The 23052-nt window shown below is 73.1% G+C and carries 25 protein-coding genes and 2 riboswitches; of the genes, 8 read left to right on the top strand and 17 right to left on the bottom strand.

Going from position 1 to position 23052, the window contains the following annotated elements; genetic code table 11:
• Positions 1–24: 24 nt before the first annotated feature.
• A complete protein-coding gene (locus tag ACQ5SO_RS03045) occupies positions 25–771 on the top strand; it encodes a glucose 1-dehydrogenase (RefSeq protein ID WP_430940097.1) in 747 nt (248 codons plus the stop codon).
• Positions 772–810: 39 nt separating this feature from the next.
• Here the strand turns inward: ACQ5SO_RS03045 and ACQ5SO_RS03040 are convergent, their stop codons facing one another.
• Both ACQ5SO_RS03040 and ACQ5SO_RS03035 read right to left on the bottom strand, forming a co-directional pair.
• Entirely contained in the window at positions 811–1584 is a 774-nt protein-coding gene (locus ACQ5SO_RS03040) for a hypothetical protein (protein ID WP_430940096.1), read from the bottom strand.
• A gap of 107 nt (positions 1585–1691) precedes the next feature.
• Complete coding sequence (locus ACQ5SO_RS03035) at positions 1692–2507, bottom strand: pentapeptide repeat-containing protein (RefSeq protein WP_430940095.1); 816 nt, start codon at positions 2505–2507, stop codon at positions 1692–1694.
• Positions 2508–2658: 151 nt separating this feature from the next.
• Positions 2659–2892, top strand: a riboswitch (cobalamin riboswitch).
• Positions 2893–3046: 154 nt separating this feature from the next.
• On the opposite strand from ACQ5SO_RS03035, the gene ACQ5SO_RS03030 reads away from it, so the two are divergent.
• From ACQ5SO_RS03030 to ACQ5SO_RS03010, 5 genes are read left to right on the top strand one after another with little or no spacing between them, the layout of a single operon-like run.
• Complete coding sequence (locus tag ACQ5SO_RS03030; protein WP_430940094.1) at positions 3047–3847, top strand: DUF4198 domain-containing protein; 801 nt, start codon at positions 3047–3049, stop codon at positions 3845–3847.
• Position 3848: 1 nt separating this feature from the next.
• Positions 3849–4454, top strand: a complete 606-nt coding sequence (gene cbiM / locus ACQ5SO_RS03025; RefSeq protein WP_430940093.1) for a cobalt transporter CbiM — start codon at positions 3849–3851, stop codon at positions 4452–4454.
• An 11-nt stretch (positions 4455–4465) separates the two neighbouring features.
• Positions 4466–5107, top strand: a complete 642-nt coding sequence (locus ACQ5SO_RS03020; RefSeq protein ID WP_430940092.1) for a cobalt ABC transporter permease — start codon at positions 4466–4468, stop codon at positions 5105–5107.
• Positions 5104–5904, top strand: coding sequence for a cobalt ECF transporter T component CbiQ (cbiQ, locus tag ACQ5SO_RS03015; RefSeq protein ID WP_430940091.1), 801 nt, complete (start codon positions 5104–5106; stop codon positions 5902–5904). The genes ACQ5SO_RS03020 and cbiQ overlap by 4 nt, the downstream gene beginning before the upstream one ends.
• Positions 5901–6563 carry an energy-coupling factor ABC transporter ATP-binding protein gene (locus ACQ5SO_RS03010; protein ID WP_430940090.1) on the top strand — a complete coding sequence of 221 codons (663 nt, stop codon included), beginning with the start codon at positions 5901–5903 and terminating at the stop codon, positions 6561–6563. The genes cbiQ and ACQ5SO_RS03010 overlap by 4 nt, the downstream gene beginning before the upstream one ends.
• Positions 6564–6588: 25 nt before the next feature.
• Here the strand turns inward: ACQ5SO_RS03010 and cobF are convergent, their stop codons facing one another.
• From cobF to cbiE, 6 genes are read right to left on the bottom strand one after another with little or no spacing between them, the layout of a single operon-like run.
• Positions 6589–7344, bottom strand: a complete 756-nt coding sequence (gene cobF / locus ACQ5SO_RS03005; protein WP_430940196.1) for a precorrin-6A synthase (deacetylating) — start codon at positions 7342–7344, stop codon at positions 6589–6591.
• A gap of 19 nt (positions 7345–7363) precedes the next feature.
• A complete protein-coding gene (gene cobA / locus ACQ5SO_RS03000; protein WP_430940089.1) occupies positions 7364–8086 on the bottom strand; it encodes a uroporphyrinogen-III C-methyltransferase in 723 nt (240 codons plus the stop codon).
• Positions 8083–9417 (bottom strand): cobyrinate a,c-diamide synthase, encoded by a 1335-nt coding sequence (locus ACQ5SO_RS02995; RefSeq protein WP_430940195.1) that lies wholly within the window; start codon positions 9415–9417, stop codon positions 8083–8085. Before ACQ5SO_RS02995 ends, cobA begins: the two co-directional genes overlap by 4 nt.
• Positions 9410–10204 carry a precorrin-4 C(11)-methyltransferase gene (cobM, locus tag ACQ5SO_RS02990; RefSeq protein ID WP_430940088.1) on the bottom strand — a complete coding sequence of 265 codons (795 nt, stop codon included), beginning with the start codon at positions 10202–10204 and terminating at the stop codon, positions 9410–9412. The genes ACQ5SO_RS02995 and cobM overlap by 8 nt, the downstream gene beginning before the upstream one ends.
• Entirely contained in the window at positions 10201–10602 is a 402-nt protein-coding gene (locus tag ACQ5SO_RS02985; protein ID WP_430940087.1) for a cobalamin biosynthesis protein, read from the bottom strand. The genes cobM and ACQ5SO_RS02985 overlap by 4 nt, the downstream gene beginning before the upstream one ends.
• Positions 10599–11792, bottom strand: a complete 1194-nt coding sequence (gene cbiE / locus ACQ5SO_RS02980; RefSeq protein ID WP_430940086.1) for a precorrin-6y C5,15-methyltransferase (decarboxylating) subunit CbiE — start codon at positions 11790–11792, stop codon at positions 10599–10601. The genes ACQ5SO_RS02985 and cbiE overlap by 4 nt, the downstream gene beginning before the upstream one ends.
• Here cbiE and ACQ5SO_RS02975 point away from each other — a divergent pair.
• Positions 11791–12546, top strand: a complete 756-nt coding sequence (locus tag ACQ5SO_RS02975; RefSeq protein WP_430940085.1) for a cobalt-precorrin-6A reductase — start codon at positions 11791–11793, stop codon at positions 12544–12546. The genes cbiE and ACQ5SO_RS02975 overlap by 2 nt on opposite strands.
• On the opposite strand, the gene cobJ is transcribed toward ACQ5SO_RS02975, so the two are convergent.
• Genes cobJ through ACQ5SO_RS02935 form a run of 8 tightly spaced genes read right to left on the bottom strand, consistent with a single transcriptional unit; the run spans position 12519 to position 21011 of the window.
• A complete protein-coding gene (cobJ, locus tag ACQ5SO_RS02970) occupies positions 12519–13274 on the bottom strand; it encodes a precorrin-3B C(17)-methyltransferase (RefSeq protein ID WP_430940194.1) in 756 nt (251 codons plus the stop codon). The genes ACQ5SO_RS02975 and cobJ overlap by 28 nt on opposite strands.
• Positions 13275–13285: 11 nt before the next feature.
• Positions 13286–14038 (bottom strand): precorrin-2 C(20)-methyltransferase, encoded by a 753-nt coding sequence (locus ACQ5SO_RS02965; protein WP_430940084.1) that lies wholly within the window; start codon positions 14036–14038, stop codon positions 13286–13288.
• A gap of 2 nt (positions 14039–14040) precedes the next feature.
• Positions 14041–14670: a precorrin-8X methylmutase gene (locus tag ACQ5SO_RS02960; protein ID WP_430940083.1), complete on the bottom strand. Its 630-nt coding sequence runs from the start codon at positions 14668–14670 to the stop codon at positions 14041–14043.
• A complete protein-coding gene (gene cobG, locus ACQ5SO_RS02955) occupies positions 14670–15899 on the bottom strand; it encodes a precorrin-3B synthase (RefSeq protein WP_430940082.1) in 1230 nt (409 codons plus the stop codon). The genes ACQ5SO_RS02960 and cobG overlap by 1 nt, the downstream gene beginning before the upstream one ends.
• Positions 15896–19186 (bottom strand): cobaltochelatase subunit CobN, encoded by a 3291-nt coding sequence (gene cobN, locus ACQ5SO_RS02950; protein WP_430940081.1) that lies wholly within the window; start codon positions 19184–19186, stop codon positions 15896–15898. Before cobN ends, cobG begins: the two co-directional genes overlap by 4 nt.
• A gap of 5 nt (positions 19187–19191) precedes the next feature.
• Positions 19192–19476, bottom strand: a complete 285-nt coding sequence (locus tag ACQ5SO_RS02945) for a hypothetical protein (RefSeq protein ID WP_430940080.1) — start codon at positions 19474–19476, stop codon at positions 19192–19194.
• Positions 19477–19493: 17 nt separating this feature from the next.
• Positions 19494–20549 (bottom strand): cobalamin biosynthesis protein CobW, encoded by a 1056-nt coding sequence (gene cobW, locus ACQ5SO_RS02940; RefSeq protein WP_430940079.1) that lies wholly within the window; start codon positions 20547–20549, stop codon positions 19494–19496.
• 3 nt (positions 20550–20552) lie between these two features.
• Complete coding sequence (locus ACQ5SO_RS02935) at positions 20553–21011, bottom strand: DUF1636 family protein (RefSeq protein ID WP_430940078.1); 459 nt, start codon at positions 21009–21011, stop codon at positions 20553–20555.
• Between the two features lie 113 nt (positions 21012–21124).
• Positions 21125–21366, bottom strand: a riboswitch (cobalamin riboswitch).
• 107 nt (positions 21367–21473) lie between these two features.
• Here ACQ5SO_RS02935 and cobO point away from each other — a divergent pair.
• Entirely contained in the window at positions 21474–22088 is a 615-nt protein-coding gene (cobO, locus tag ACQ5SO_RS02930) for a cob(I)yrinic acid a,c-diamide adenosyltransferase (RefSeq protein ID WP_430940077.1), read from the top strand.
• Here cobO and ACQ5SO_RS02925 read toward each other — a convergent pair.
• A complete protein-coding gene (locus tag ACQ5SO_RS02925) occupies positions 22085–23029 on the bottom strand; it encodes a DUF4062 domain-containing protein (RefSeq protein WP_430940076.1) in 945 nt (314 codons plus the stop codon). The two genes, cobO and ACQ5SO_RS02925, sit on opposite strands and share 4 nt — an antisense overlap.
• Positions 23030–23052: the final 23 nt, after the last annotated feature.

Genomic DNA, 23052 nt, shown 5'->3' with positions numbered 1-23052 from the left:
TGACAACGACAGGGAGAGAGCGTCATGCGGATGGAGGGCAAGCGCTGCATCGTCACCGGCGCGGCGCAGGGATTCGGCCTCGGCATCGCCGAGGCGTTCCTGCGCGAGGGCGGGCAGGTCGCGATGATGGACATCCAGGAGGACAAGGTGGCGGAGGCCGCCGCGGGGCTGGGCGCGGGCGCCCATGCGATTCCCTGCGACGTGTCGGACGGCGCCTCGGTGGCGGCGGCCTGCGATGCGGCGGCGGCGGCGATGGGCGGGATCGACGTGGTGGTGAACAACGCCGGCTGGACCCATGTGAACATGCCGATGCTCGACGTGACGGAAGAGCAGTTCGACCGGGTCTTCGACATCAACGTGAAGTCGATCTACCACTTCGCCAAGGCCGTGGTGCCCCGATGGCGCGCGCAGGGCGGGGGCGTGATGCTGAACATCGGGTCCACGGCGGGGATCCGGCCGCGGCCGGGGCTGACATGGTACAACGCCTCGAAAGGGGCGGTGAACCTGATGAGCCGGTCGATGGCCGTCGAACTGGCGCCCGACCAGATCCGGGTGAACTGCATCGCGCCGGTGGCGGGGGAGACGCCGCTGCTGACCTCCTTCATGGGCGAGGACACGCCCGAGAAACGCGCCGCCTTCCGCGCCACGATCCCGCTGGGGCGGCTGAGCACGCCGCGCGACATCGCCAACGCCTCGGTGTTCCTGTGCTCGGACGAGGCGGACATGGTGACGGGCGTGGTGCTCGAAGTCGACGGCGGCCGCACGATCTGACCGGCGGCCGAGCCGGGACGCGCGGGGCGGCGGGGGGCGTCAGCGTCCCCCGTCGCGTCGCGCCCGCGCCTGCGCCCGACCCTGCGCGGCACCCTGCGCGGAAACCTGCGCGCGAACCTGAGCCCGGGCCCGCCGGGGGCGGCGCAGCGCGGTCAGCCCCAGCAGCCCGAGGGCCGAGGCCATCAGCGCCATCGGCGCGGGCGGGGGCACGTCGGCGGGCGGGGGCGGCGGCTCGGACGTGATGGTGAGCGCGATCATGTCGACCTGGAAACTGCCCGAGGCGGTGTCATTGCTGATATGGGTTCCCGCGAGGCTGACGGTCCCGTCGGCCAGCAGCGGGAAGAATTCCTGGGGCAGCACGTAGTTCACCACCCGCACCTCGTTGGTGTCGAGGCTGGAGAAATAGGTGAAGAACTGGTCCGGGACCGCCAGCCCGTCCAGCACCAGCCGGTTGGGCCCGTCGAACGGGTTGGGCCCGCGGTCGAAGGCGCCCATGCGCATGGTCAGGCGGGCGAAGGTCACCACCCCCTCGGTGCTGAAGACCGGGAAGCCGCCGGTCGGCGCGAAGGGCGGGGCGGCGCAGGCGATCACGCCGCAATCATCGGCGATCAGCCGTGTATCGGTCAGCGGCGCGTCCGAGCCGTCGGCCTGGCTGGTGAGCGGATCGATCACCTCGCCCGTGGCGAACTTGCCGACGCCGAAGCCGTCATCGTCGCCGTAATAGACCGTGATCGTCGCCGCCCCGGCGGAAACGGGCAGGGCGCAGGCGAGGGCCGTCGCGGCCGCGCGGCGCAGCAGGCGCGGAAAAGACATGGGACGCTCCATCATCCTTAAGAAGATGCGAACGAGCCTCGGGCCTCTTGCCTAATGATCCGTTAAGGGCGCGGCCAATTAATGAAGAATTGGCGGTCGGGGCCGCCTCAGAAGCAGGCGGGCGCGACCAGGCCCGGGGGCAGGCGGGTGCCCGCGTCGCCGCAGGCCTCGTCCAGTTGCCGCTGGCTGAGCCCCCCGGCGCCCGAGAGGTCGGCCCCGCGCAGGTCGGTCCGGCGCAGCAGCGCCCCGCGCAGCTCGGCCCCGCGCAGGTCCGCGCCGCGCAGCGCGGCCGAGGACAGCCGCACCCCGGTCAGGTCCGCGCCGCGCAGGTCGGCGCCCGCCGCCTCGGCGCGGTCGAGATCGGCGTCCTGCATCTCGGCCCGGCGCAGATCGGCGCCGATCAGCGTCGCGCGCTCGAGATCCGCCTCGGTCATCCTTGCGCCGGCCAGGTTCGCCTCGGCCAGTTCGGCCCGCCGCAGGAAGGCGCCGCGCATGTCGGCCCCGGCGAAGGAGGCGCGGGCGGCCGCGACATCGGCGAGATCGGCCCGGCGCAGGTCCGCGCCGGTGAAATCGGCCGCCTGCATCGCCGCTTTCTCGAGGTCGGCGCCGCGCAGCTTGGCGCCCGCCAGCCGCGCCTCGGGCAGCGTCGCCTTCTCCATCTCGGCCCGGCGCAGGTCGGCGCCGGCCAGGTCGGCGCCGGTGAAATCGGCGCCCTTCAGGTCCGCCTCGCGCAGGGTGACCCCGCGCAGGTCCGCCCCCGCGGCGGCGAGGCCGCGCAGCGACAGCCCGGCGAGGTCGCAATCCGCGCAGCCGCCCTGCGTTTCGATTCGCGACCGCGCGGTCTGGGAGGGGTCTGCGGCGGCCGCGCCCCCGGCGAGAATCGCGCAAAGGGCGAGGGCGGCGGCCGCGGGACGGGCATGCATGGGCGGATCCTCCGGGTCTTTCGGGGGAATATGGAGCCCCGGGGCCGCCGGGTCCAGATGCGCCGCTCTGCGCCGCCCCGCGGCGCGCCCCTCCCCACCGGCCCCCCCCACCGCGACCCATTGACGATTGACGGCTCGCCGGGCGTCTGGCACTGCGGAGTATGCGTCCGGTCCCGCGACCGCGCCCCGACCGGGGGCGTGCGAGCGGGAGCAAGAGGGAATGCAGTGCGGCGCGCGGGGGCCTTTCCCCCGTTCGCCAAGTCTGCGGCTGCCCCCGCAACTGTAAGCGGTAGCAACGGCCGAGATGCCCACTGGAGCGATCCGGGAAGGGCGGCCCACGCGACGATCCGCGAGCCAGGAGACCTGCCGGGCGCATGTCTCCGCCGTCCCCCGACCGGGGGGCGCGGGGCATTTCCACCGGACGCCGGGGTGCGCGTCTGGCCGGACCGGCGCGCCGCGCCGCCCGCGCCATTCTGTCCCCTCGTCCTTTCATGGCGCGAGTCCCCCTTCCGGGACCGCATCTGGAAGAGGACGTGTATATGACCTTTCCGACGAGGGCCGCGCTTGGCGGCCTCCTCGCCCTCGCCTTCGCGCCCCTGCCGGCGCAGGCGCATTTCCTGTTGCAGCACACGCCCGCGGCGCTGTTCGACCGCCCCGGCGACGTGCCGGTCAAGCTGGTGTTCTGGCACCCGATGGCGGTCGGCCCGGCCATGGACCTGGAGCGCCCGCGCGAGGTGTTCTTCGTCCAGCGCGGCCTGCGCACCGACCTGTCGGACCGCCTGGTCGAGACGGTGTTCGACGGCGGCGGCGAAGCGGCGACGGCCTGGGACCTGACGCTGCCGGTGAAACGCTCGGGCGATTACGTGCTGGTCACCGTGCCGGAGCCTTATTTCGAAGAGGCCGAGGACAAGTACATCCAGCAGATCGCCAAGACGGTGTTCAACCGCAACGGCCTGCCCACCGACTGGGACGCCCCGGTGGGCCTGAAGACCGAGATCCTGCCGCTGACCAAGCCCTATAACGTCATCGCCGGGTCGACCTTCACCGGCCGGGTGCTGGCGGATGGCGCGCCCGTGGCGGGGGCCGAGATCGAGGTGGAGTTCGTCGCCGCCGAGCCGCTGATGGACGGGACCGGCGCCGCGCCCGCCACCGCCTCGGCCCCGCCGGGCGGCGCGATCGTGGTCGTCTCGGACGCCGACGGCGAATTCACCTTCGGCGTGCCGCGCGCCGGGTGGTGGGGCTTCGCCGCGCTTGATGTCGGGCCGGACAAGGAGCATGACGGCAAGCCGCTGAGCCAGGACGCCGTCCTGTGGATCCGCGCCCACGGGATGGACCGCTGAGATGCATGTCGTCGATGACGCGCTGTCCGCCGAGGTGGTGATCGGGGCCGCGGTCCTGGCCGCCGGGGGCGTCGCCATGGGCCTCTCGCGCCTGACGCTGGAGAGGATCCCGACCGCGGGGGTGCTGTCGGCCTGTTTCTTCGTCGCCTCGTTGATCCACGTGCCGCTGGGGCCGAGCTCGGTGCACCTGATCCTCAACGGGCTGGCCGGGCTGGCGCTGGGATGGGCGGCGTTCCCGGCGCTGCTGGTGGGGCTGCTGCTGCAGGCGGTGTTCTTCGGCTTCGGCGGGGTCACGGCGCTGGGGGTCAACGTGCTGGCCATCGCCGGACCCGCGGTGATCGTGGGGATGGCGCTGCGGGGGCCGGTGGCAAGGGCGACCCCGCGGGGGGCGGCGGTGCTGGGCGGGATCGCCGGGGCCGGGTCCATCGCGCTGACCGCGATCTTCGTGGCCGGGGCGCTGGCGCTGACCGGCGACGCGTTCCTGCCCGCGGCGCAGCTGGTGCTCGCCGCCCATGTGCCGGTGATGGTGGTGGAGGGGCTGGTGACCGCCGCCGCCGTGCACCTGGCGCGCAAGGTGAAGCCCGAACTCTTCGCGGCGCTGGCATGAGGGGCGCGGCCATGATCCCCCGCGCCCCCCTCGCCGCGCTGGCCCTGTGCGCGGCGCTGGCGGTCCCATCGGCCGCGCTGGCGCACAAGGTGATCGCGGGCCTGTTCCCCGGCGGCGACGTGATCGAGGGCGAGATCGGCCTGTCCAACGGCGCCATGGCCGTGGACACCCCGGTCGAGGTGTTCGGCCCGGGCGGCGAGAAGCTGGGCGAGACGCGCACCGATGCCGACGGGTTCTTCCGCTGGACCCCGACCGCGCCGGTCGCGCACAGCTTCCGCGTCGACATGGGCGCGGGCCATGTCGCGGTGGTGGAGATGCCGGCGGAGGAGGTCGCGGCGCTGATGCCCGCGGCGGACGCCGCCGCCCCGGCCGCCCCGACGAGCGCCGCCGCGCCCGCCCCCTCGGCCGCCTCCTCGACTCCCGTGGCGCAGGCCGCGCCGCAGGTCGTGGCCGCGTCCCTGACCGAGGAGGAGAAGCGCGCCATCGCCACGCTTCTGCGGGACGAGATCCGCCCCCTTCGGCGCGAGATCGCGGCCTACAAGGAGAAGAACGACCTGCAGACCATCCTCGGCGGGCTTGGATATATCGCCGGGCTGTTCGGTCTGGGCTTTTATCTGGCCGCAAGGCGCCGCATGGAAGGGTCCGGATCATGACCCACGTTCTCGCCCCCTCCAGCGCCGAGCTGACGGACCCCTCCGTCCTCGGCGCCCCCGTCCCCGGCGCGCCCTGGCGGCTGTCGGGGCTGGACCCGCGCATGCGCATCGCCGCGGCGGGGCTGTTCGCCGTGTTCACCGTGGCGCTGTCGGACCTCTCGGCGCTGGCGCTGTGCCTTGCGGTCGCCGTGGGGCTGCTGGCGCTGTCGCGGCGGCCGATGGGCGCGACGCTCAAGCGGATGGCGATGATGGACGGGTTCATCTTCGCCATGCTCGCCATGCTGCCCTTCACCACCCCCGGAACCCCGATCGCCGAGATCTGGGGCCTGACCGCCAGCGCCGAGGGGCTGCGCCACGCGGCCGAGATCGCGCTGACGGCCAACGCGGTGATCCTGGCGCTGATGGCGCTTGCGGGGGGGATGGAGCCGGTGACGCTGGGCCACGCGCTGCACGCGCTGCGCTGCCCGGAAAAGCTGGTGCACCTGATGATGTTCACCATCCGCTACGTGGACGTGCTGCGGCAGGAATACCTGCGGCTGCGGACCTCGATGAAGGTGCGCGGGTTCCGGCCGGGGATGAACATGCACACCTACCGCAGCTACGGCTACCTGGTGGGGATGATGCTGGTGCGGGCGGTGGAACGCTCGGAACGGGTGATGGACGCGATGAAATGCCGGGGCTTCGCGGGGCGGCTGGTGCTGCTCGACCGCTTCGCCCTGCGCCCGCGGGACTACGTCTTCGCGGCGCTGTTCCTGGCGGCGCTTGCGGCGCCCGGCGCGGTGGAGCTGTTCGGGTGAGCGGGGACGCGCCGCTGCTGGCCCTCTCAAGCGTCCATTTCTCCTATCCCGGGCAGGCCCCGGTGCTGGCGGGCGCGTCGCTGTCCCTCGCCCCCGGCGCGCGGCTGGCGGTCGAGGGCGCGAACGGCGCCGGCAAGTCGACGCTGCTGAAGCTCCTGGTCGGCCTCGTGCGTCCCGATGCGGGCGAGGTGATCGCCTTCGGCGCCAGGCGGCGCGAGGAGGCGGACTTCCACGAGGTTCGCCGCCGCGCGGGGCTGGTGTTCCAGGACCCGGACGACCAGCTGTTCTGCCCCACGGTGGCCGAGGACGTGGCCTTCGGGCCGCTCAATATCGGCAAGAGCAAGGACGAGGCGCTGGCGCTGGTGGACGCGGCGCTGGCGCAGCTCGACCTCATGCACCTGCGGGACCGGGTGACGCACAAGCTGTCGGGCGGCGAGAAGCGGCTGGTGGCGCTGGCGGCGGTGCTGGCGATGGAGCCGGACGCGCTGCTGCTCGATGAGCCGTCGAATGCGCTGGACGAGGCGAACGAGGCCCGGTTGGTGGAGATCCTGACCCACCTGCCGCAGGCGATGATCCTGGTCAGCCACGACGCGCGGTTCCGCGAGAAGATCGCGACCGAGGGGCTGCGGCTGCGGGACGGGGCGCTGACGCCGGTCTGAGGCGGGCGCCGGGGGCGGCGCCGGGTCAGAACCCGTCGCCGACCCGCAGAAGATAGGTGTCCATGATCCAGCCATGCGCGGCCCGCGCCTCGGCCCGCCGCGCCACGATGCGCGGCCCGGCCTCGGGCAAGGGCCCATGGTCGAGGATCTGTTCCGGCATCCCCAGATAGGCGCCCCACCAGATCTGCAGCCCCGGCACGTCCAGCGCCTGGAAGCTGCATTCGCCGTCGAGCATGACGATGACGGTCGAGGCGCCCTCGGGCCAGCCATGGTCGCGCAGCCGCCGCCCGGTGGTGACCTGCACCGCGCCGTTGACGGAATTGAACGGGATCGCGTGGGCCGAGGTCAGGGCCTGCAGCGCGGTGACGCCGGGAATGACGCGGACCTTCGGCGCGGGCGAGAGGCGCCGGGCGATGCGCAGGGTGGAATCGTACAGGCCCGGATCGCCCCAGACCAGCAGCGCCACGGGGCCGTCGGGCGCGCCCGCCCCGTCGCAGGCCCGCGCGATGGCGTCGATCCAGCGGTCCGCGATGGCGTCATGCCAGCGGGCGACCCGCTCCTGGTAGGGCAGGGCGGGGTCGCGCACCGGGTAGTCGAACTCCACCACCTTGGCCTCCGCCCCCGCGTCGCGCAGGATCGCGTGGCGCAGGTGGGCGAGGTCTTCCTTGCCCTCTCCCTTCCTCGGCACCAGCACCAGCGCCGCCTCGCGCAGGGCGCGCACGGCTTCGAGCGTCACGTGCCCCGGCGCGCCGGTTCCGATCCCGACCAGCAGCAGCTCCATCCCGCTCATGCCTGCACCATCACTCGGGGTCGGCCAGCGGGCCGTACATGATCAGCGCGGGCGTGGTCGCGTATTCCTCGGAAAGCTGCTTGGCCAGCCCCGCCACGGTGGAGCGCACGATGCGCTGGTCGGCCTTGCTCACGTCCTCGGCCAGGAGGGCGGGGGTGTCGGGCGAGAGGCCCTTCTCGATCAGCATGGCGGCGAGGCGCGGGAAGGTGCGCTTGCCCATGAACACCACCGTGCAGGCGCCCTTGTCGGCGAGCGCGTCGAGGTCGATGTCCGTCGGCAGGTCTCCGGTCACGTCATGGCCGGTCACGAACTGCACCCGCCGCGCGGTGAGGCGCCGGGTCAGCGGGATCCCCGCGGCGGCGGCGGCGGCGTTGGCCGAGGGCACGCCGGGGATGATCTCATGCGCGATGCCCCTGGCGCGGATCGCGGTCAGCTCTTCCTCCAGCCGCCCGAACACGCCCGGATCGCCGGACTTGAGGCGCACGACGCGCTTGCCCGCCAGCGCGTGCTCCAGCAGCAGCGCGTTGACATGCTCCTGCTTGGCCGAGGGGCGCCCGGCGCGCTTGCCGACGGCGATCAGCTCGGCGCCCTCGCCGGCATGTTCCAGCATCCGACCCGAGGAGAGGTCGTCGAACAGCACCACCTCGGCGCGTTGCAGCCGGTCGCGGCCCTTGAGGGTCAGCAGTTCAGGGTCGCCGGGGCCGGAGCCCACGAAGCTGATGAAGCCGCTCATGCCGCTTCCTCCGCGATAAGGTGGAAGAAGGACCCGGTGACGTGGCCGCGGGCCGAGCCGGTTTCCGGCGTCGGGTTCCCGTCCGCATCGGCGATCTGCGCCAGCGGGGCGTCGGGTTCTTCGAGAATGGTGGAGTAGTGGAATTCGTGCCCGCGCAGCGCCGCGCCGGGGGCGAAGCCGGGCATGGGCGCGCTCAGCACCGCGCGGCGATACCCGAGGTGGAACTTGCGTTTTTCGTAAGACGTGACGAGGCCGAGGAGGCCCGCCATCTCGTGCCGCACGCCCGCCTTGTCGATCAGCGCCTGCCCGAGGGCCATATAGCCGCCGCACTCGCCATGCACGGGCTTCGTCTCGGCGTGCTTGCGCAGGCCCGCGCGGTAGGTGGCGGCGGCGGCGAGCGTGCCGCCGTGAAGCTCGGGGTAGCCGCCGGGCAGCCACACGAGGTCGGCGTCCGGGGCGGGGGCTTCATCGGCGAGGGGCGAGAAGGGCAGGATCTCGGCCCCCGCGTCGCGCCAGCCCTGCAGCACGTGCGGATAGGTGAAGGAGAACGCCGCGTCCTGCGCCAGCGCGATGCGCTGCGCCGGGGGGCGCGGCAGGGCGCCGGGCGCGGGGGCCGCGCCCGCGGCGGCGGCGGCGCGGATGGCGGCGACGTCCACGTGCTCGCGCAGGAAACCGGCATAGCCCTTGATGGCGGCGTCGAGGTCGGGGTGCTCGACCGCCTGGATCAGCCCGAGATGCCGTTCGGGCAGCGCGAGATCCCCGCGGCGGGGCAGGACGCCGAGGACGTTGAGGCCCACATGCTCCATGCCGCGGCGGATCAGGCGTTCGTGCCGCGGGGAAGCGACGCGGTTCAGGATCACCCCCGCGAAGGGCAGGTCGGGCGCGTAATTGGCGAAGCCGAGCGCGGTGGCGGCGGCGGATTGCGCCTGCCCCCCGGCGTCGACGACCAGCACGACGGGCCAGCCCATGGCGCGGGCGGTCTCGGCCGAGGAGCCGAACCCGGTCATCCCCTTCGTCGCGACCCCGTCATAAAGGCCCATGGACCCCTCGCCGACGCAGATATCGGCGCCCGCGGCCTGCGCGGCGACGGCGCCGAACAGGGCCGGGCCCATGGCCCAGCTGTCCAGGTTGAAGCTCGCCCGTCCCGCCGCCGCGCGGTGAAAGGCGGGGTCGATATAGTCCGGGCCGCTCTTGAACGGCTGGACGGTCAGGCCGTCATCGGCCAGCGCCCGCAGAAGCCCCAGCGTCACGGTGGTCTTGCCGGTTCCCGAGGCGGGGGCCGAGATCATCACGCCCTTGGGGGCGCCGCCGCCCGTCATCTCGTCAGTCATCGCCATGTCGCCACTCCGACCAGGGGCTGTCCGCGGTCTGCGGCCGGTACCGCCGGTCGTAATCGGCCGCGTAAAGGCGGCTTTCGGTGAAACCTTCGCCCGCCAGCGCCGGGCCGACAAGGATCAGGGCGGTGCGCTTGACGTCCCCCGGAGTCGCAGCCTCGAGGGTGGAGAGGGTCGCGCGCACGATCTTCTCATCCGGCCAGGAGGCGCGGTAGACGATGGCGACGGGGCAGTCGGGGCCGTAATGGGGGGTCAGCTCGCGCACCACCTTGGGCAGGTTCCCGATCGACAGGTGCAGCGCCAGCGTGGCGCCGGTGCGGCCGAAATTCTCCAGGGTCTCGCCTTCCGGCATGGACGAGGCGCGGCCCTGGGTGCGGGTCAGGATGACGGACTGGCCGAGGCCGGGCAGCGTCAGCTCGGTCCCGAGCGAGGCCGCGGCGGCGGCGAAGGCGGGCACGCCGGGGGTGACGGTGAAGGGGATGCCCTCGGCGCGCAGGCGCCGGATCTGCTCGCCCATCGCCGACCAGACCGAGAGGTCGCCGGAATGGAGCCGCGCCACGTCCTGGCCCGCCGCGTGCGCCGCCTTGATCTCCTCGATGATGGCGTCGAGGTCCATGGGCGCGGTGTTGACGATCTTCGCGCCCTCGGGGCAGTGGCCGAGGATGGCTTCGGGGACCAGCGAGCCGGCATAGAGGCAGACCGGGCAGGCGGCGATCAGGTCGCGCCCGCGCAGGGTCAGCAGGTCGGGCGCGCCGGGGCCGGCGCCGATGAAATGCACGGTCATGGGGTGGGTCCTTCCATCAGGGCGAGCGCGCAGGTGGCCATGCCGCAGGGCGAGACCGCCCGCGGGGCCAGCAGCCGCGCGCCGGGGCCGAGGGCGGCGAGGGCGGAGGCCTCGGCCACGCTGCCCACGCCGCGGGCGGCCTCGCTGGCGGCGGAGCGGGTGAGGCAGGCGGGATCGGCGGCGGCCAGCGCGTCCTGCGGGATCGGGGCGGCGGGCAGGCCGAGCGTGTCGGCCAGCGCCTCGAAGGCCGGGCCCTGCGCCTTGTCGGCGGGGGCGGCGAGCATCCAGGGGGCGGCGCCGCTTTGTCCGGGCGCGCCTGCCATCGCCGCATCCAGCGCGGCGCGCAGGGCGGCGGGGGACGCGCCCTCGCGGAAGCCGAAACCGGCGACGATCATCATAGCGTCACGCTCCACTGCACCACGGGATAGGAGGACTTCCAGCCGCGTTTCGGCCCGATGGGCGCGGCGCGGGCGAGTTCGATGCGCAGCAGCTCCCCGCCATGCGCGGCATGGGCGGCGGCGAGGGCGGCCTCGGATTCCAGCGTCACGGCGTTGATGACGAGGCGCACGCCTTTCGGAAGCGCCACCAGCGTGTCCAGCAGCTCCGCCGACAGCCCGCCGCCGACGAAGACCACGTCTGGGGCGGGAAGATCGGCGAGGGCGGCGGGGGCGGCGCCGTGGACGACCTGCAGGCGGTCCACGCCAAGCGCGGCGGCGTTGGCGGCGATGCGCTCGGCCCGGTCGGCGCGGGGCTCGACGCTGACGGCCTGCAGCGTCGGATGCGCCAGCAGCCACTCGATGGCGATCGACCCCGACCCGCCGCCGATGTCCCACAGCCGCTCGCCCTGCCGCGGCGCGAGGGCCGAGAGGGTGAGGGCGCGCACCGGCCGCTTGGTGATCTGCCCGTCATTGGCGAAGAGCGCGTCGGGACGGCCGGAGGCGAGCGGGATCGGCTCGCCCGGCCCCGCGACCTCGATGGCGGCCAGCACCGGGTGGGCGATGCCGGCGGCGTCGAAGGTCTCGGCCACGCCCTCGCGGATCTTCTCGCGCGGGCCGCCCAGGGCCTGCAGCGCGTGGATGCGCGAGGCGCCGAAGCCCGCGTCGCAGAGGGTCTCGCACAGGGCCTCGACGGAAGCGCCTTCGCGCAGGGTGCAGAGGATGCGCGCGCCCGGGTGCAGGTGGGGCCGCAGGCGCGCGAGCGGCGCGGCATGGAGGCCGAGCACGGTGCAACGCTCCAGCGGCCAGGCGAGGCGCGCGGCGGCGAGGGCGAAGGAGGAGGGGCCGGGGATCGCCCGCCACTCCGCGCGCCCGAGGCGCCGGGCGATGACCGAGCCGGCGCCGAACCAGAACGGGTCGCCCGAGGCGAGGGCGACGGTTCGCCGCCCGCGGAACCCTTCCAGCAGGGCGAGGCCGTCCACGAAGGGGACGGGCCATTCCACGCGCTCGGCGGAGAGCTCCGGCAGCAGCGACAGGTGGCGGGGGGGCGCGACGATGACCTCGGCGGCGTCCAGCGCGGCGCGGCTTGCAGGGGGGAGGCCGTCCGGGCCATCTTCGCCCATTCCCACGATGGTCAGCCAGGGCTCAGACATGCGAAACCCCCTTGTGCTCGGAGGCGCCACGGAAGGCGCGGCGCTGGCGAAGGCCATGGCCGAGGCGGGGATCCCCGGAACGGTGTCCCTTGCGGGCCGCGTGGCGCGGCCCAGGCCGCTGCCGCTGCCCACCCGCGTGGGCGGCTTCGGCGGGGCGGCGGGGCTGGCGGATTACATCCGCCTGCATGGCGTGACCCACGTGATCGACGCGACCCACCCCTTCGCCGCGCGGATGTCGCGCAACGCGGCGGAGGCCTGCGCGGCGACCGGGGCGCCGCTGCTCGCCCTCACCCGCGCGCCCTGGGCGGCGGTTGCGGGGGATGACTGGCGCGCGGTCCCGGACATCGCGGGGGCGGTCGAGGCGCTGGCGGGGATGCCCCCCGCGACCGTCTTCCTCGGCACCGGGCGCAATGACCTCGAGGCGTTCCGGCCCGTTGCCGCCCGCCATCGCCTTATCCTGCGCGTCGTGGACGATCCGGGCGCGGCGCCGCTGCCGGGCGCCGAGGTGATCGTGGCCCGCGGGCCCTTCGACGCGGATGCGGACCGGGAGATGCTGGAGGCGCGGGGCGTGGGCGTCGTGGTGTCGAAGAACTCCGGCGGGACGGGCGCTTACGCCAAGATCGCCGCCGCCCGCGCGCTGGGCCTGCCGGTGGTCATGGTGGATCGCCCCCCAAGCCCGGAGCGGGCGGAGGTCCATGATATCGGCGAGGTCCTGCGCTGGCTCGCTCATGCCGGGATGGAGCGCGGGGTGTAGACGATGGGCGCCCCCTCCGGCCGCGCGATCAGCCGGGTGCGGGAGGAGCCGAGGATCACCATGGTGCGCATGTCCGCCATCTCGGGCCGCGCGTCGGGGAGGGGGACGATGCGGATCGCTTCCTCGGGGGTCGAGACGGCGCGGGCGAAGATGATCGGGCGGGCGTCGCCGCAGGCGTCTTTCAGGATTTCCAGCGCCGCCGCGAAGCCCTCGGGGCGGGACTTGGAGCGCGGGTTGTAGAAGGCCATGGCGAAATCCGCCTCGGCCGCCAGCCGCAGCCGCGCCTCGATCACCGCCCAGGGCTTGAGGTTGTCCGACAGGTTGATGACGCAGAAGTCGTGCCCCAGCGGCGCCCCGGCGCGGGCCGAGGCGGCGAGGCAGGCGGTGATGCCGGGCAGGACCTGGATGTCGATGGCGCGCCACGCGGCGGGGCCTGCTTCCAGCGCCTCGAACACCGCCGAGGCCATGGCGAAGACGCCGGGATCGCCGGAGGAGACGACGATGACGTCCCGCCCCGCGGCGGCCAGTTCCAGCGCGTGGCGGGAGCGGTCGATCTCGACGCGGTTGTCGGTGGCGTGTTTCACCAGCCCCTCGCGGTCCGGCACGCGGGCGACATAGGGGATGTAGCCGATGACGTCGGTGGCCTCTTCCATGGCGGCGGAGACCTCGGGGGTCACCAGCGCCTCGGCGCCCGGGCCGAGGCCGAGGATGCGCAGCCGGCCCGTCATGGTCCCCGCGCTCATGGCCGCCGCCCTTCGCCATGCACGACGATGATCGAGAAATAGGGGGTGGGCTTGCCCTCGACCTCCGACAGGCGCTGGACGGTCTGGCCTTCCATGCTGGCATATTCCACCAGCCAGGCGCGCTCGTATTTCCCGGCGCGCTTCAGCGCGTTGCGCACGCGGTCGATGTTGCGGCCGATCTTCATCACCACCACGGCCTCGGCGGCGCCCAGGCGCTCGGCCAGCTCGTCTTCCGGCAGGGTCGCCATGCAGACCGAGAGCATGTCGTCGCCCCAGGTCACCGGCGCGCCGGTGGCGGTCCAGGCGGCGGACATGCCGGTGATGGCGGGGACCACCTGCACCGGGCGGATGTCCTTGAGGCGCTCATAGAGATGCATGAAGGAGCCGTAGAAGAACGGGTCGCCCTCGCAGAGCACCACGACATCCTCGCCCGCGTCCGAGAGGGCGGCGAGATGGGCGGCGGCGGCGGCGTAGAACTCGGACAGGATCTCGTTGTAGCGGGGGTCCGAGAAGTGGATTTCCGTGGTCACGGGGTATTCCATGGGGAATTCCACCGCGCCGGGGGCGAGCATCCCCTCGACGATGCCGCGGGCGCGGCCGGAGCGGCCCGCCTTGCGGAAATAGGCGACGTGGCGGGCGTTTCGCACCAGCCGGTCGGCGCGCACGCTCATCAGGTCGGGGTCGCCGGGGCCGAGGCCGACGCCGTGGATGGTTCCCTGTTTGGGGCCCTGTTTGGCCGTCTCGGTCATCGTCATTCCCTCGGGCTGGCGACGGCGTTGACCGCGGCGACGGTGACGGCGGAGCCGCCGAGGCGGCCCTTGACGATCATGCAGGGGACCGGCTGCGCCTCCCACAGCGCATCCTTGGATTCGCGCGCGCCGACGAAGCCGACGGGGCAGCCGATGATGGCGGCGGGACGCGGGCAGGCCGGGTCCTCGAGCATGTTGAGCAGGTGGAACAGCGCCGTCGGGGCGTTGCCGATGGCGACGACGGCGCCGGCCAGCTTGGGCCGCCACAGTTCGAGCGCGGCGGCGGAGCGGGTGTTGGACATCTCCTTCGCCAGCGGCGGCACGGCGGGATCGTGCAGCGTGCAGATCACCTCGTTATCCGCCGGAAGGCGGGGGCGGGTGATGCCTTCCGAGACCATGCGCGCGTCGCAGAAGATCGGCGCCCCGGCGTTGAGGGCGCCGCGGGCGGCCTCCATGAAATCGGGGGAGATCAGCACGTCCTTTTCCAGCCCCACGAGGCCCGCGGCATGGATCATGCGCACGGCGACCTTCTCTTCCTCCGGGCCGAAACGGGCGAGGTCGGCCTCGGCGCGGATGGTGGCGAAGGACTCGGCATAGATGGCCGCGCCGTCGGTCTCGTATGTGTAGGGCATCAGAACAGCGTATCCGTGAGGTCTTCGGGGCGCAGCGCGCGTCGGGTCGGCTCATCCCATGCGCGCCCGTCCCGGACAAGGTCGAAAAGCCCGCCTCTGGCGGTCAGGGTGGTGTCGGCGGGGCCGGGATGGGCGCATCCCTTGGCGCAGCCGGAGACGTGGAGGGTGCGGCCCGGGGGGACCTGGGGCGCGAGGGCGGCGGCCAGCGCGCGGGTGGGCGCGGCGGCCTGCGGGCAGCCGGGCGCGCCGGTGCAGCAGGAGACGCGCAGGAGCGGGTCGGCGGGGTCGTGGATCAGGGGCGCCTCGGACGCCAGCGCGGCCGGGAGGGTCGAGAGCGGCAGGGCGAGCATCCGGAACGGGGTGACGCCGATGGCGGCGTCTTCCGGGCAGGCGGCGGCGATGGCGCGCAGGGCATGGCTCGGGAACTGGCCGAAGGCGGCGGCGAGGAGGAGGGTCTCGCCGTGGAGGCCGGGGGCGGGATCGGGCGCGGCCTCGGCCGGGGCCTCGGTCCCGGTCAGCCCGGGCGGCGGGACGGCCCCGGCGGCGAGGTGGCGGCGCATCCGCCCCCGCCCGTCGGCGCCGACGCCGCCCGAGGCCACGAACCACTCCGCCAGCGACAGCGCGATGCGGGCGGCGTCCGCGGCATTCGCCGCCGGGGTCCCGGTTTCCGTCCCGTCGGCACGGACCATCAGTGCGCCCGCGTCGTCCCGCTCGATGCGAATGTCGCCGCTGATCCCGGAGAGGCGCCGCTGCGGCCCGCAATCCACGAGGAAGCCGAACTTGCCCGGCAGGCGCGGGGCGTCCGCGGCGGTCAGCGCGGCGCAGAGGGCGCTCGCGATGGCGTCCACCTCCGCCGCCGCGGCGCCGGGGAAGGGGGTGAGGACCACGTTGCGCCGCGCCTCGGCCTCGGCGTCCGGGTCGAGGAGGCCGAGCGGGGCGAGGCCCGCCAGCAGCGCGGCGTGGCCCTCGGCGCTCAGACCGCGGACCTGGAGGTTGGCGCGCGCCGTCGCCTCGACCACGCCCGATCCGTGGGTTTCGGCGAGATCGGCGAGGGCGGAAAGCTGCGCGGGCGAGATGCGCGACAGGGTGGGCCGCACGCGCGCCACCAGCCCGTCGGCGGCCATCATCGGGCGGCGGGCGCCGGGGCACCAGCCCTGCACGACCCAGTCTGCGCCAGGCGCGTCGCCGGGGGCCTGGTCGGCCAGCACGGGGTCCTGTTTCACGCTCATGCCAGCCCCTCCAGCTCGGCGCGGATGGAATTCCTGCGGGTCTGCCACAGCCCGGCCTCCATCAGCGCGCGGAACCGCTCGCGCATCGCGTCCAGCGCCTCGGGATTGGCGTCCTGCATGAAGGCGGTGATCGCCTCGTCCCCCAGCGTCGCGTCGTAATAGAGGTCGAACAGATGCCCCGGCACCGCCTCGGCCAGCTGCGCGAAGGCGCCGAGATGTTCAAGCGTCATGGCGATCTCGGCCGCCCCGCGGAAGCCGTGGCGCTGCATCCCGGCCAGCCAGGCGGGGTTGGCGGCGCGGGCGCGGGTGATGCGGGCGATCTCTTCGGACAGGGTGCGGGCGCGGGGAGAGGACGGGTCGGTGATGTCGAGGTGATAGAGCCGCGCGCTCCCCCCCAGCGCCGCCTTGGCCGCGGCGAAGCCCCCTTCATGGGCCGCGTAGTCCCCGGCCAGCAGCAGGTCGGATTCCCCGAGGTCCTGCGCATGCACGAAGCTGTCGGCGGCGGCGACGCGGGCGCGGATCCCGGCCTCGTCCCGCGCGGCCTCGGCCCCGTCCAGCGCCCAGGACGATCCCTTCAGCCAGGCCTCTCCGGCGGCGATGCGCGCGTCGGTCCCGTAGGCGGCGTGGGGGTCGATCCCGAGGCCGTAGGAGGCCGGGGCGGGGCCGTAGACCCGCGCGGCCCCGGCGCCCGCATAAGGGTTCCAGTCCGGCGCCTCGTCCCGCGCGGCCAGCGCCCGGACGGCCTGGTTGAACAGCGTGGACAGCCCGGGGAACACGTCGCGGAACAGGCCCGAGACGCGCAGGGTGACGTCGATGCGGGGGCGGTCGAGCTCGGTGATCGGGATGATCTCGGTGCCGGTGACCCGCTCCGATTTCGGGTCCCAGGTGGGGCGGCAGCCGCAAAGGTGCAGCGCCATGGCGAATTCCTCGCCCGCCGTGCGCATGGTGGCGGAGCCCCAGAGGTCGACGACGAGGCCGCGGGGCCAGTCGCCTTCCTCCTGCAAGTGGCGGCGCACCAGCTCCTCGGCCAGCTTCACGCCCTGGGCGTAGGCGGCGCGTGTGGGCACGGCGCGCGGGTCGACGGCGAAGAGGTTGCGGCCGGTGGGCAGCACGTCCGTCCGCCCCCGGTGCGGGGATCCGGCGGGCCCTGCGGGCAGGCGGCGGGCGGCGAGTGCGTCGGCGATGGACCGCGCCTCGGCGGCCACGGATTCGGCGGGGTTGAAGGCGCAGGGGGCGTGGGGGGCGCGGCCCCAGACGTGGAGGCCGTCGCCGAACTGGCTCTCCTTCACGTCGCAGACGAAGCGGTCGATGCGGGTCAGGGCCTCGGCCGGGGAGGCGTCTTCCGGCAGGCCGAGGTCGGCCTCGACGCCGAGCGCCTGCGCTTCGGCCCGGATGCCGTCCTGCAGCCGGTCGCGGCGCTTGGGGTCGAGGCCGTCGGCATTGGAGAACTCGTCGAGCAGGGCCTCGAGCCGGGCGAAGCGTTCGGGGGTCCCGGCCTCGCGCAGCGGCGGGGGCAGGTGGCCGAGGGTGACGGCGCCGATGCGGCGGCGGGCCTGGGCGGCCTCGCCCGGGTCGTTGACGATGAAGGGGTAGATGACGGGAAGGGCGCCGGTCAGCGCCTCGGGCCAGCAGGCGCCGGAGAGGGCGACGGCCTTGCCCGGCAGCCATTCGAGGGTGCCATGGGCGCCCATGTGGATCAGCGCGTCGGCCTGTGTGCGCAGCCAGAGGTAGAAGGCGACATAGGCGTGGCGCGGGGTGCGGGACAGGTCGTGGTAGTCGTCGTCGCGGGCCGCGGGGGTCCCGCGCTCGGGCTGCAGGGCGACCAGCGCCTTGCCGCGGCGGAGGGCGGGGAAGGCGAAGGCCTCGCCCGTGCAGTCCGGGTCGGTTTCCGGGGCGCCCCAGGCGGCCGCCAGGTCGTCCTGCAGGGGCTGGGGCAGGGTGGCGAGCGCGGCGCGGTAGTCGGAGAGGGGGAAGGTGATGCGCTCGGAGGCCAGCGCCTTCTCCAGCGGCGCGCCGGGGGGCGTGTCATGGCCCGCGGCGGCGAGGTCTTCGAGCGCCGCCTCGGCCGAGGCGAGCGGGTCGAGGCCGACCGCGTGCGCCATGTTCCAGTCGCGCCCGGGATAGGTGGAGAGGACCAGCGCCACGCGGCGGTCCCCGGGGGCGCGCGCCCCAAGCCGATGCCAGGCGGCGGCGCGGTCGGCGATGGCGGCGATGCGCTCTTGGTCCGGCGCATGGGCGAAACGGGCGAATTGCAGGTCTTCGTCGCGGGCCTGCGGCTGCTTGAAGCTGGCGACCCCGGCGAAGACGCGGCCGTCGACCTCGGGGAGGACGACATGCATGGCGAGATCGGCGGGGGAGAGGCCGCGCTCCGCCTCGGCCCACGCCTTGCGCGGGTTGGTGGCGAGGGCGACCTGGAAGACGGGGACCCCGGCGGCGTCGAGGGGCGAGGGGCCGCCGTCGACGCGCGCCGAGAAGGCGGTGGCGTTGACCACCAGCGCCGGGCGCAGGGCGCGCAGCTGCCGGGCGATCCACGGGGCCGCGCCGGGCGCCTTCAGCGACGGGGCGAAGAGGCCGAGGACCCGGAAGCCGCGCGCCTCGAACGCCTCGGCCAGCGCCTCGATCGGGCCCATGTCGGCGGCGGCGAGGTAGGAGCGGTAGAAGGACAGCGCCACCAGCGGGCGGTCGTCCGCGATCTGCACCAGCGGGCAGCAGGGGCCGTGCGACAGGCTCCAGGCCCCGACCTGCGGCAGGGCGGCGGCGCCGAGGGCGCGGGGCGCGGGGGCGGCGTCCAGCCCCGCGGCCCCGGCCAGCGCCGCAAGCGCCGCGCGGGCCGCCCCGGCGCCGCCGGCGTCGCACAGGGCGGTGAGGCGCAGGCGCAGGGCCTCGTCCACCGTGCAGTAGCCGTCAAGCTGCGGGTCCGGGCGGCCATCGGCGGGCAGGACGGCCAGCGCAATGCCCTTGCGGCGGGCCAGCGACAGCACGCTGCGCAGCCCGTATTCCCAATAGGGCGCGCCGCCGATCAGCCGGATCAGCACCGCCTTCGCGCCCTCCAGCGTGTTCTCCACGTAGGTGTCGACCGACAGCGGGTGTTTCAGCGCCGCGAGGTTCGCCAGCCGCAGCGTCGGCAGCCCGCCCTCCGGCCCGCCGCCCTTGCGCCAGGCCTCCGCGAAGGCCCCGAGGTCGGAATCCGAGAAGGACAGCACCACCGTCTCCGCGGGCGTCTGCCCGAGGTCCTGCGGCGTCTCGGTTTCCTCGAGGCCATGGCTTTCGCGGAACACGACATGCATTTGCGTCAGTCCTCGCCCACCAGCGTGACGGTCGCGCCGATCCGGTCCTGGAGGCCCGGCAGCATGTCGGTGGTCGCATCCAGCAGCAGGCCCAGCTTGCTCTCGTCCGGGGTCGCCTCGTCTTCGCCCGGCAGGCGGCGGCGGGGGGTGTCGACGCCGCGCACGCCGTGGCGCGCGCCGTCGATGAGCACGGAAAGGACGCGCGCGGGAACCGGGTCGACCCGGTTCACCACGATGGCCAGCCCCCCGCCGGGGGTGAGCATCACGGCGGCGAGGCTGCTCGCCGCCATCCGCGCCGCGCCCATGGTTATTCCGCCGCCTCGGCCGCGGGGACCAGCACGCCGCGGATGGCGTCCGCGGAGATGTCGTCATGCTCGGCGATCACCACGACGCGGGAGCGGCGCTCCTCGCCCGCCTCCCACATCCGGTCATACTGCCAGCGCACGCGGGCGCCGACGGCCTGGACCAGCAGGCGCATCGGCTTGCCCTTCACCGCGGCATAGCCCTTCACGCGCAGGATGTTCTGGGCGTTGGCGAGCTCCTCGATCCGGGCGACGAGGGTCTCGGGGGCGTCCTGCTCGGGCAGCTCGATGACGACGGATTCGAAATCGTCATGCTCGTGGTCGTCATGGTCGTCGTGGTGCGAGGGGCGCGCGTCCATGTCGTCCTCGGCCGCGGCTTCCAGCCCGAGGATCACGCGCGGGTCCACCGCGCCCTCGGCCACTTCCACGACCGGCAGGGGGCGGGGGGCTTCCCTGGCGATGATCTCCTTCGCCTTCGCCACCCCCTCCGGCCCCGCGAGGTCCGGCTTGGTCAGCAGGATGATGTCGGCGCAGGAGATCTGGTCCTCGAACACCTCCGACAGCGGCGTTTCGTGGTCGAGGCTGTCATCCGCGGCGCGCTGGGCGTCGACGGCGGCCACGTCGGGGGCGAAGCGGCCCGCGGCCACGGCCTCGGCGTCCGCCAGCGCGATCACGCCGTCCACGGTGATGCGGGAGCGGATGTCGGGCCAGTCGAAGGCCTTCAGCAGCGGTTTCGGGAGCGCCAGCCCCGAGGTTTCGATCAGGATGTGATCGGGGCGGGGGGAGAGCGCCATCAGCGCCTCGATCGTCGGGATGAAGTCATCGGCCACGGTGCAGCAGATGCAGCCGTTGGCGAGCTCCATGATGTTCTCGGCCGGGCAGTCGGGGATGGCGCAGGATTTCAGGATCTCGCCATCCACGCCCACGTCGCCGAATTCGTTGACGACGACGGCGAGGCGGCGGCCGCCCGGGTTCTGCATCAGGTGGCGGATCAGCGTGGTCTTGCCCGAGCCGAGGAAGCCGGTGACGACGGTGACGGGAAGTTTCGCGAGGTCGGCCATGGTTCAGTCCTCCAGCGGGGGGATGCGGGCGATGCAGTTGCGTTTCAGGTGCTCGGGGCGGGTACGCCAGGGGATCAGCCCGTTCTCGGTGGCGGCATAGAGGGCGACGCCCTCGCGCAGGGTCTCGGCGGTCTCGGCCTCGTGGCAGTTGCCGTAGACATAGGTCCAGCGCTTCGGCCCGCCGCGCAGGGCGACCGAGCAGCCATGATCGCAGTTCGACAGGCACTCGACCGCGCGCAGGGCGACGTTCGGGGGCAGATCTGCGGCGGCGAGCGCGTCGTGGAGCGCCTGTCCGGGGCGGATGCCGCCCTCGGGGGTCTCGCTCCCGCGGCGGCATTTCACGCAGACGAGGAGTTCGACGGGCGCCGTTTCGGGCGTGTTGGGCGCGGGCGCGGCGTCGGCCGCCTGCGCGTCGTCGGTCTGCGGCGTGGCCGCGATCTCGGCGGCGGGGGAATCGGTCATCTCTCGCTCCGGGCCCTTGGGCGCTCTGGTCCGGGGGGCAAGGAGGACGAGACCGGCGGGACGGCGCGCGCGCCCGACCTGCCGATGCCGACGACCGGAGGACCCCCGTCCGGTTTCAGACGCATGCGGCGGCAGGTCTCCCGGCTTGCGGATCTCGGGGGCGCGGGCGGATGGGCCAGGTCCCCCGGCGGGCGCCCCGCCTTCCCGGTCCCGTCAGGGGGCCAGTGGCGGATGGGGCGACCTCTCCGGTCACGGTCGCGGGGGCGGCTGCGTTCGGGGGGCGTTGCGGCCCGCGGTCCCTTCGGCATTCCCTCTTCGGCCCGCTCTCGCGGGCGCCGTCGCAATCCTTGGCTTGGTGGGGCGCCGCGATGCGTGAGTCAATGGGGCGGAAAGGCGGGGTCATTGACGCGCCCGGCGCGGTCGGGCACGCATTGCCCCTTCCCCCGCGCGCAGGAGCCCTTCATGACCGATGCCGACGACGCCGCCCGCCACGCCGAGAAGATGAAGAAGATCAAGGCCGCGCGCGACCGGATGATGGAGACGAAGACCGAGGAGAAGGGCCTGATCATGGTCCATACCGGCAAGGGGAAGGGCAAGTCCTCGGCCGGGTTCGGGATGATCTTCCGCTGCATCGCCCATGACATGCCCTGCGCCGTGGTGCAGTTCATCAAGGGCGGCATGGCGACCGGGGAGCGGGACCTGATCCGCGGGCATTTCGCCGATAAATGCGAGTTCGTCGTCTCGGGCGAGGGGTTTACGTGGGAGACGCAGGACAAGGCCCGCGACAAAGAGATGGCCGAGGCGGGGTGGGAGAAGGCCAAGGCGCTGATCCTCGACCCGCGCATCCGCTTCGTGCTGCTCGACGAGATCAACATCGCCCTGCGCTACGACTATCTCGATATCGACGCGGTGGTGGACTTCCTGCTGCACGAGAAGCCGCGCATGACCCATGTGTGCCTGACGGGCCGCAACGCGAAGCCCGAGCTGCTCGAGGCGGCGGATCTCGTGACCGAGATGGAGCTGATCAAGCACCCCTTCCGCGACGGGGTGAAGGCGCAGGCGGGGGTGGAGTTTTAGAAATTCACCGGGCTGGGTGGCACGGAACTCACAAGTGCCAGAAAACCCCTCTCTGCCCTTTGAGATAGCGTCCATTCTCGGGTCTTAGGGGGGATGCGAATTTCATCACCGCGGACATCGTCTTCAATGCGAATTAGGCGTCGCTCCTCGAGCAGTAGGAGCGCCTCTTTCGCAAAATCCGTGTTCCACTGCGAACTGTGGCACATCGAGAAATCTGGTAGGCCTGTCAGACGTTCGAGTTTGTAGTGAAGGTTCAAAAAGACCCCACTGCGAGACCCAGAGCCGAGCAACTCCTCAAGTGCAAGGAAGCAGATAGAACGTGCAGGCCAATGGCCCTCTCTCCAGCCATCTGGCATAGGCGCGCGTAAGGGGATGTCATCGAAGGCGGTTTGGACGTCATCTCGGGAAAGGGTGTCTTCGTCTCCCTGCAGTCGCAGGAAATTTACAGGTAGCCACCCAACTGCAGGCTTGTGCTTCTGCAGCCATGTTAGCCCAAGAATGACATGCTGCCCCAGCTCCTTCGGGTCTTCCCAGAACTTCACCAGCGACCCGGCGCCCACCTTGGCCCGGAACGCCTCCAGCTTCCGCCGCCCTTCGTCCGACCGCTCCAGATGCGTTCCCGGCAGGCGGTCCGGCGCCTTGTGCAGCAACCGCAGCACCGGCGTGCCGGTGTCCACCGCGTAGTCGTACTCCATCTCGGTGTAGCTCAGCCCCGTCTCGGGGTGGATCGAGCCATAGCGGCCAGCCGAGATCAGGACGTAGTAGTCCGACTCGTCGATGATCCGCTTGATGAACTCGAACTGTTCCTCGTCCGCGGCGGGGAACAGCTCCATGCCCGCGGGGAAGCAGTCGGTCTGAAGCAGCGCCTGGCTGACCTCCTGCCGCGCGCCTTCGAGGTCGGTGAAGGTCGAGCTGATGAAGACCTGGTACCGCTTGTCCATCTGGCGCCCCCGCGCGTCGTCCC

The organism is Rhodovulum sp. DZ06, from assembly GCF_050586345.1.
Taxonomy (GTDB): Bacteria; Pseudomonadota; Alphaproteobacteria; order Rhodobacterales; family Rhodobacteraceae; genus JBOCEF01.
Note: the sequence above shows the minus strand (reverse complement) of the source record. Positions and strands in the feature narration are given on the sequence as shown.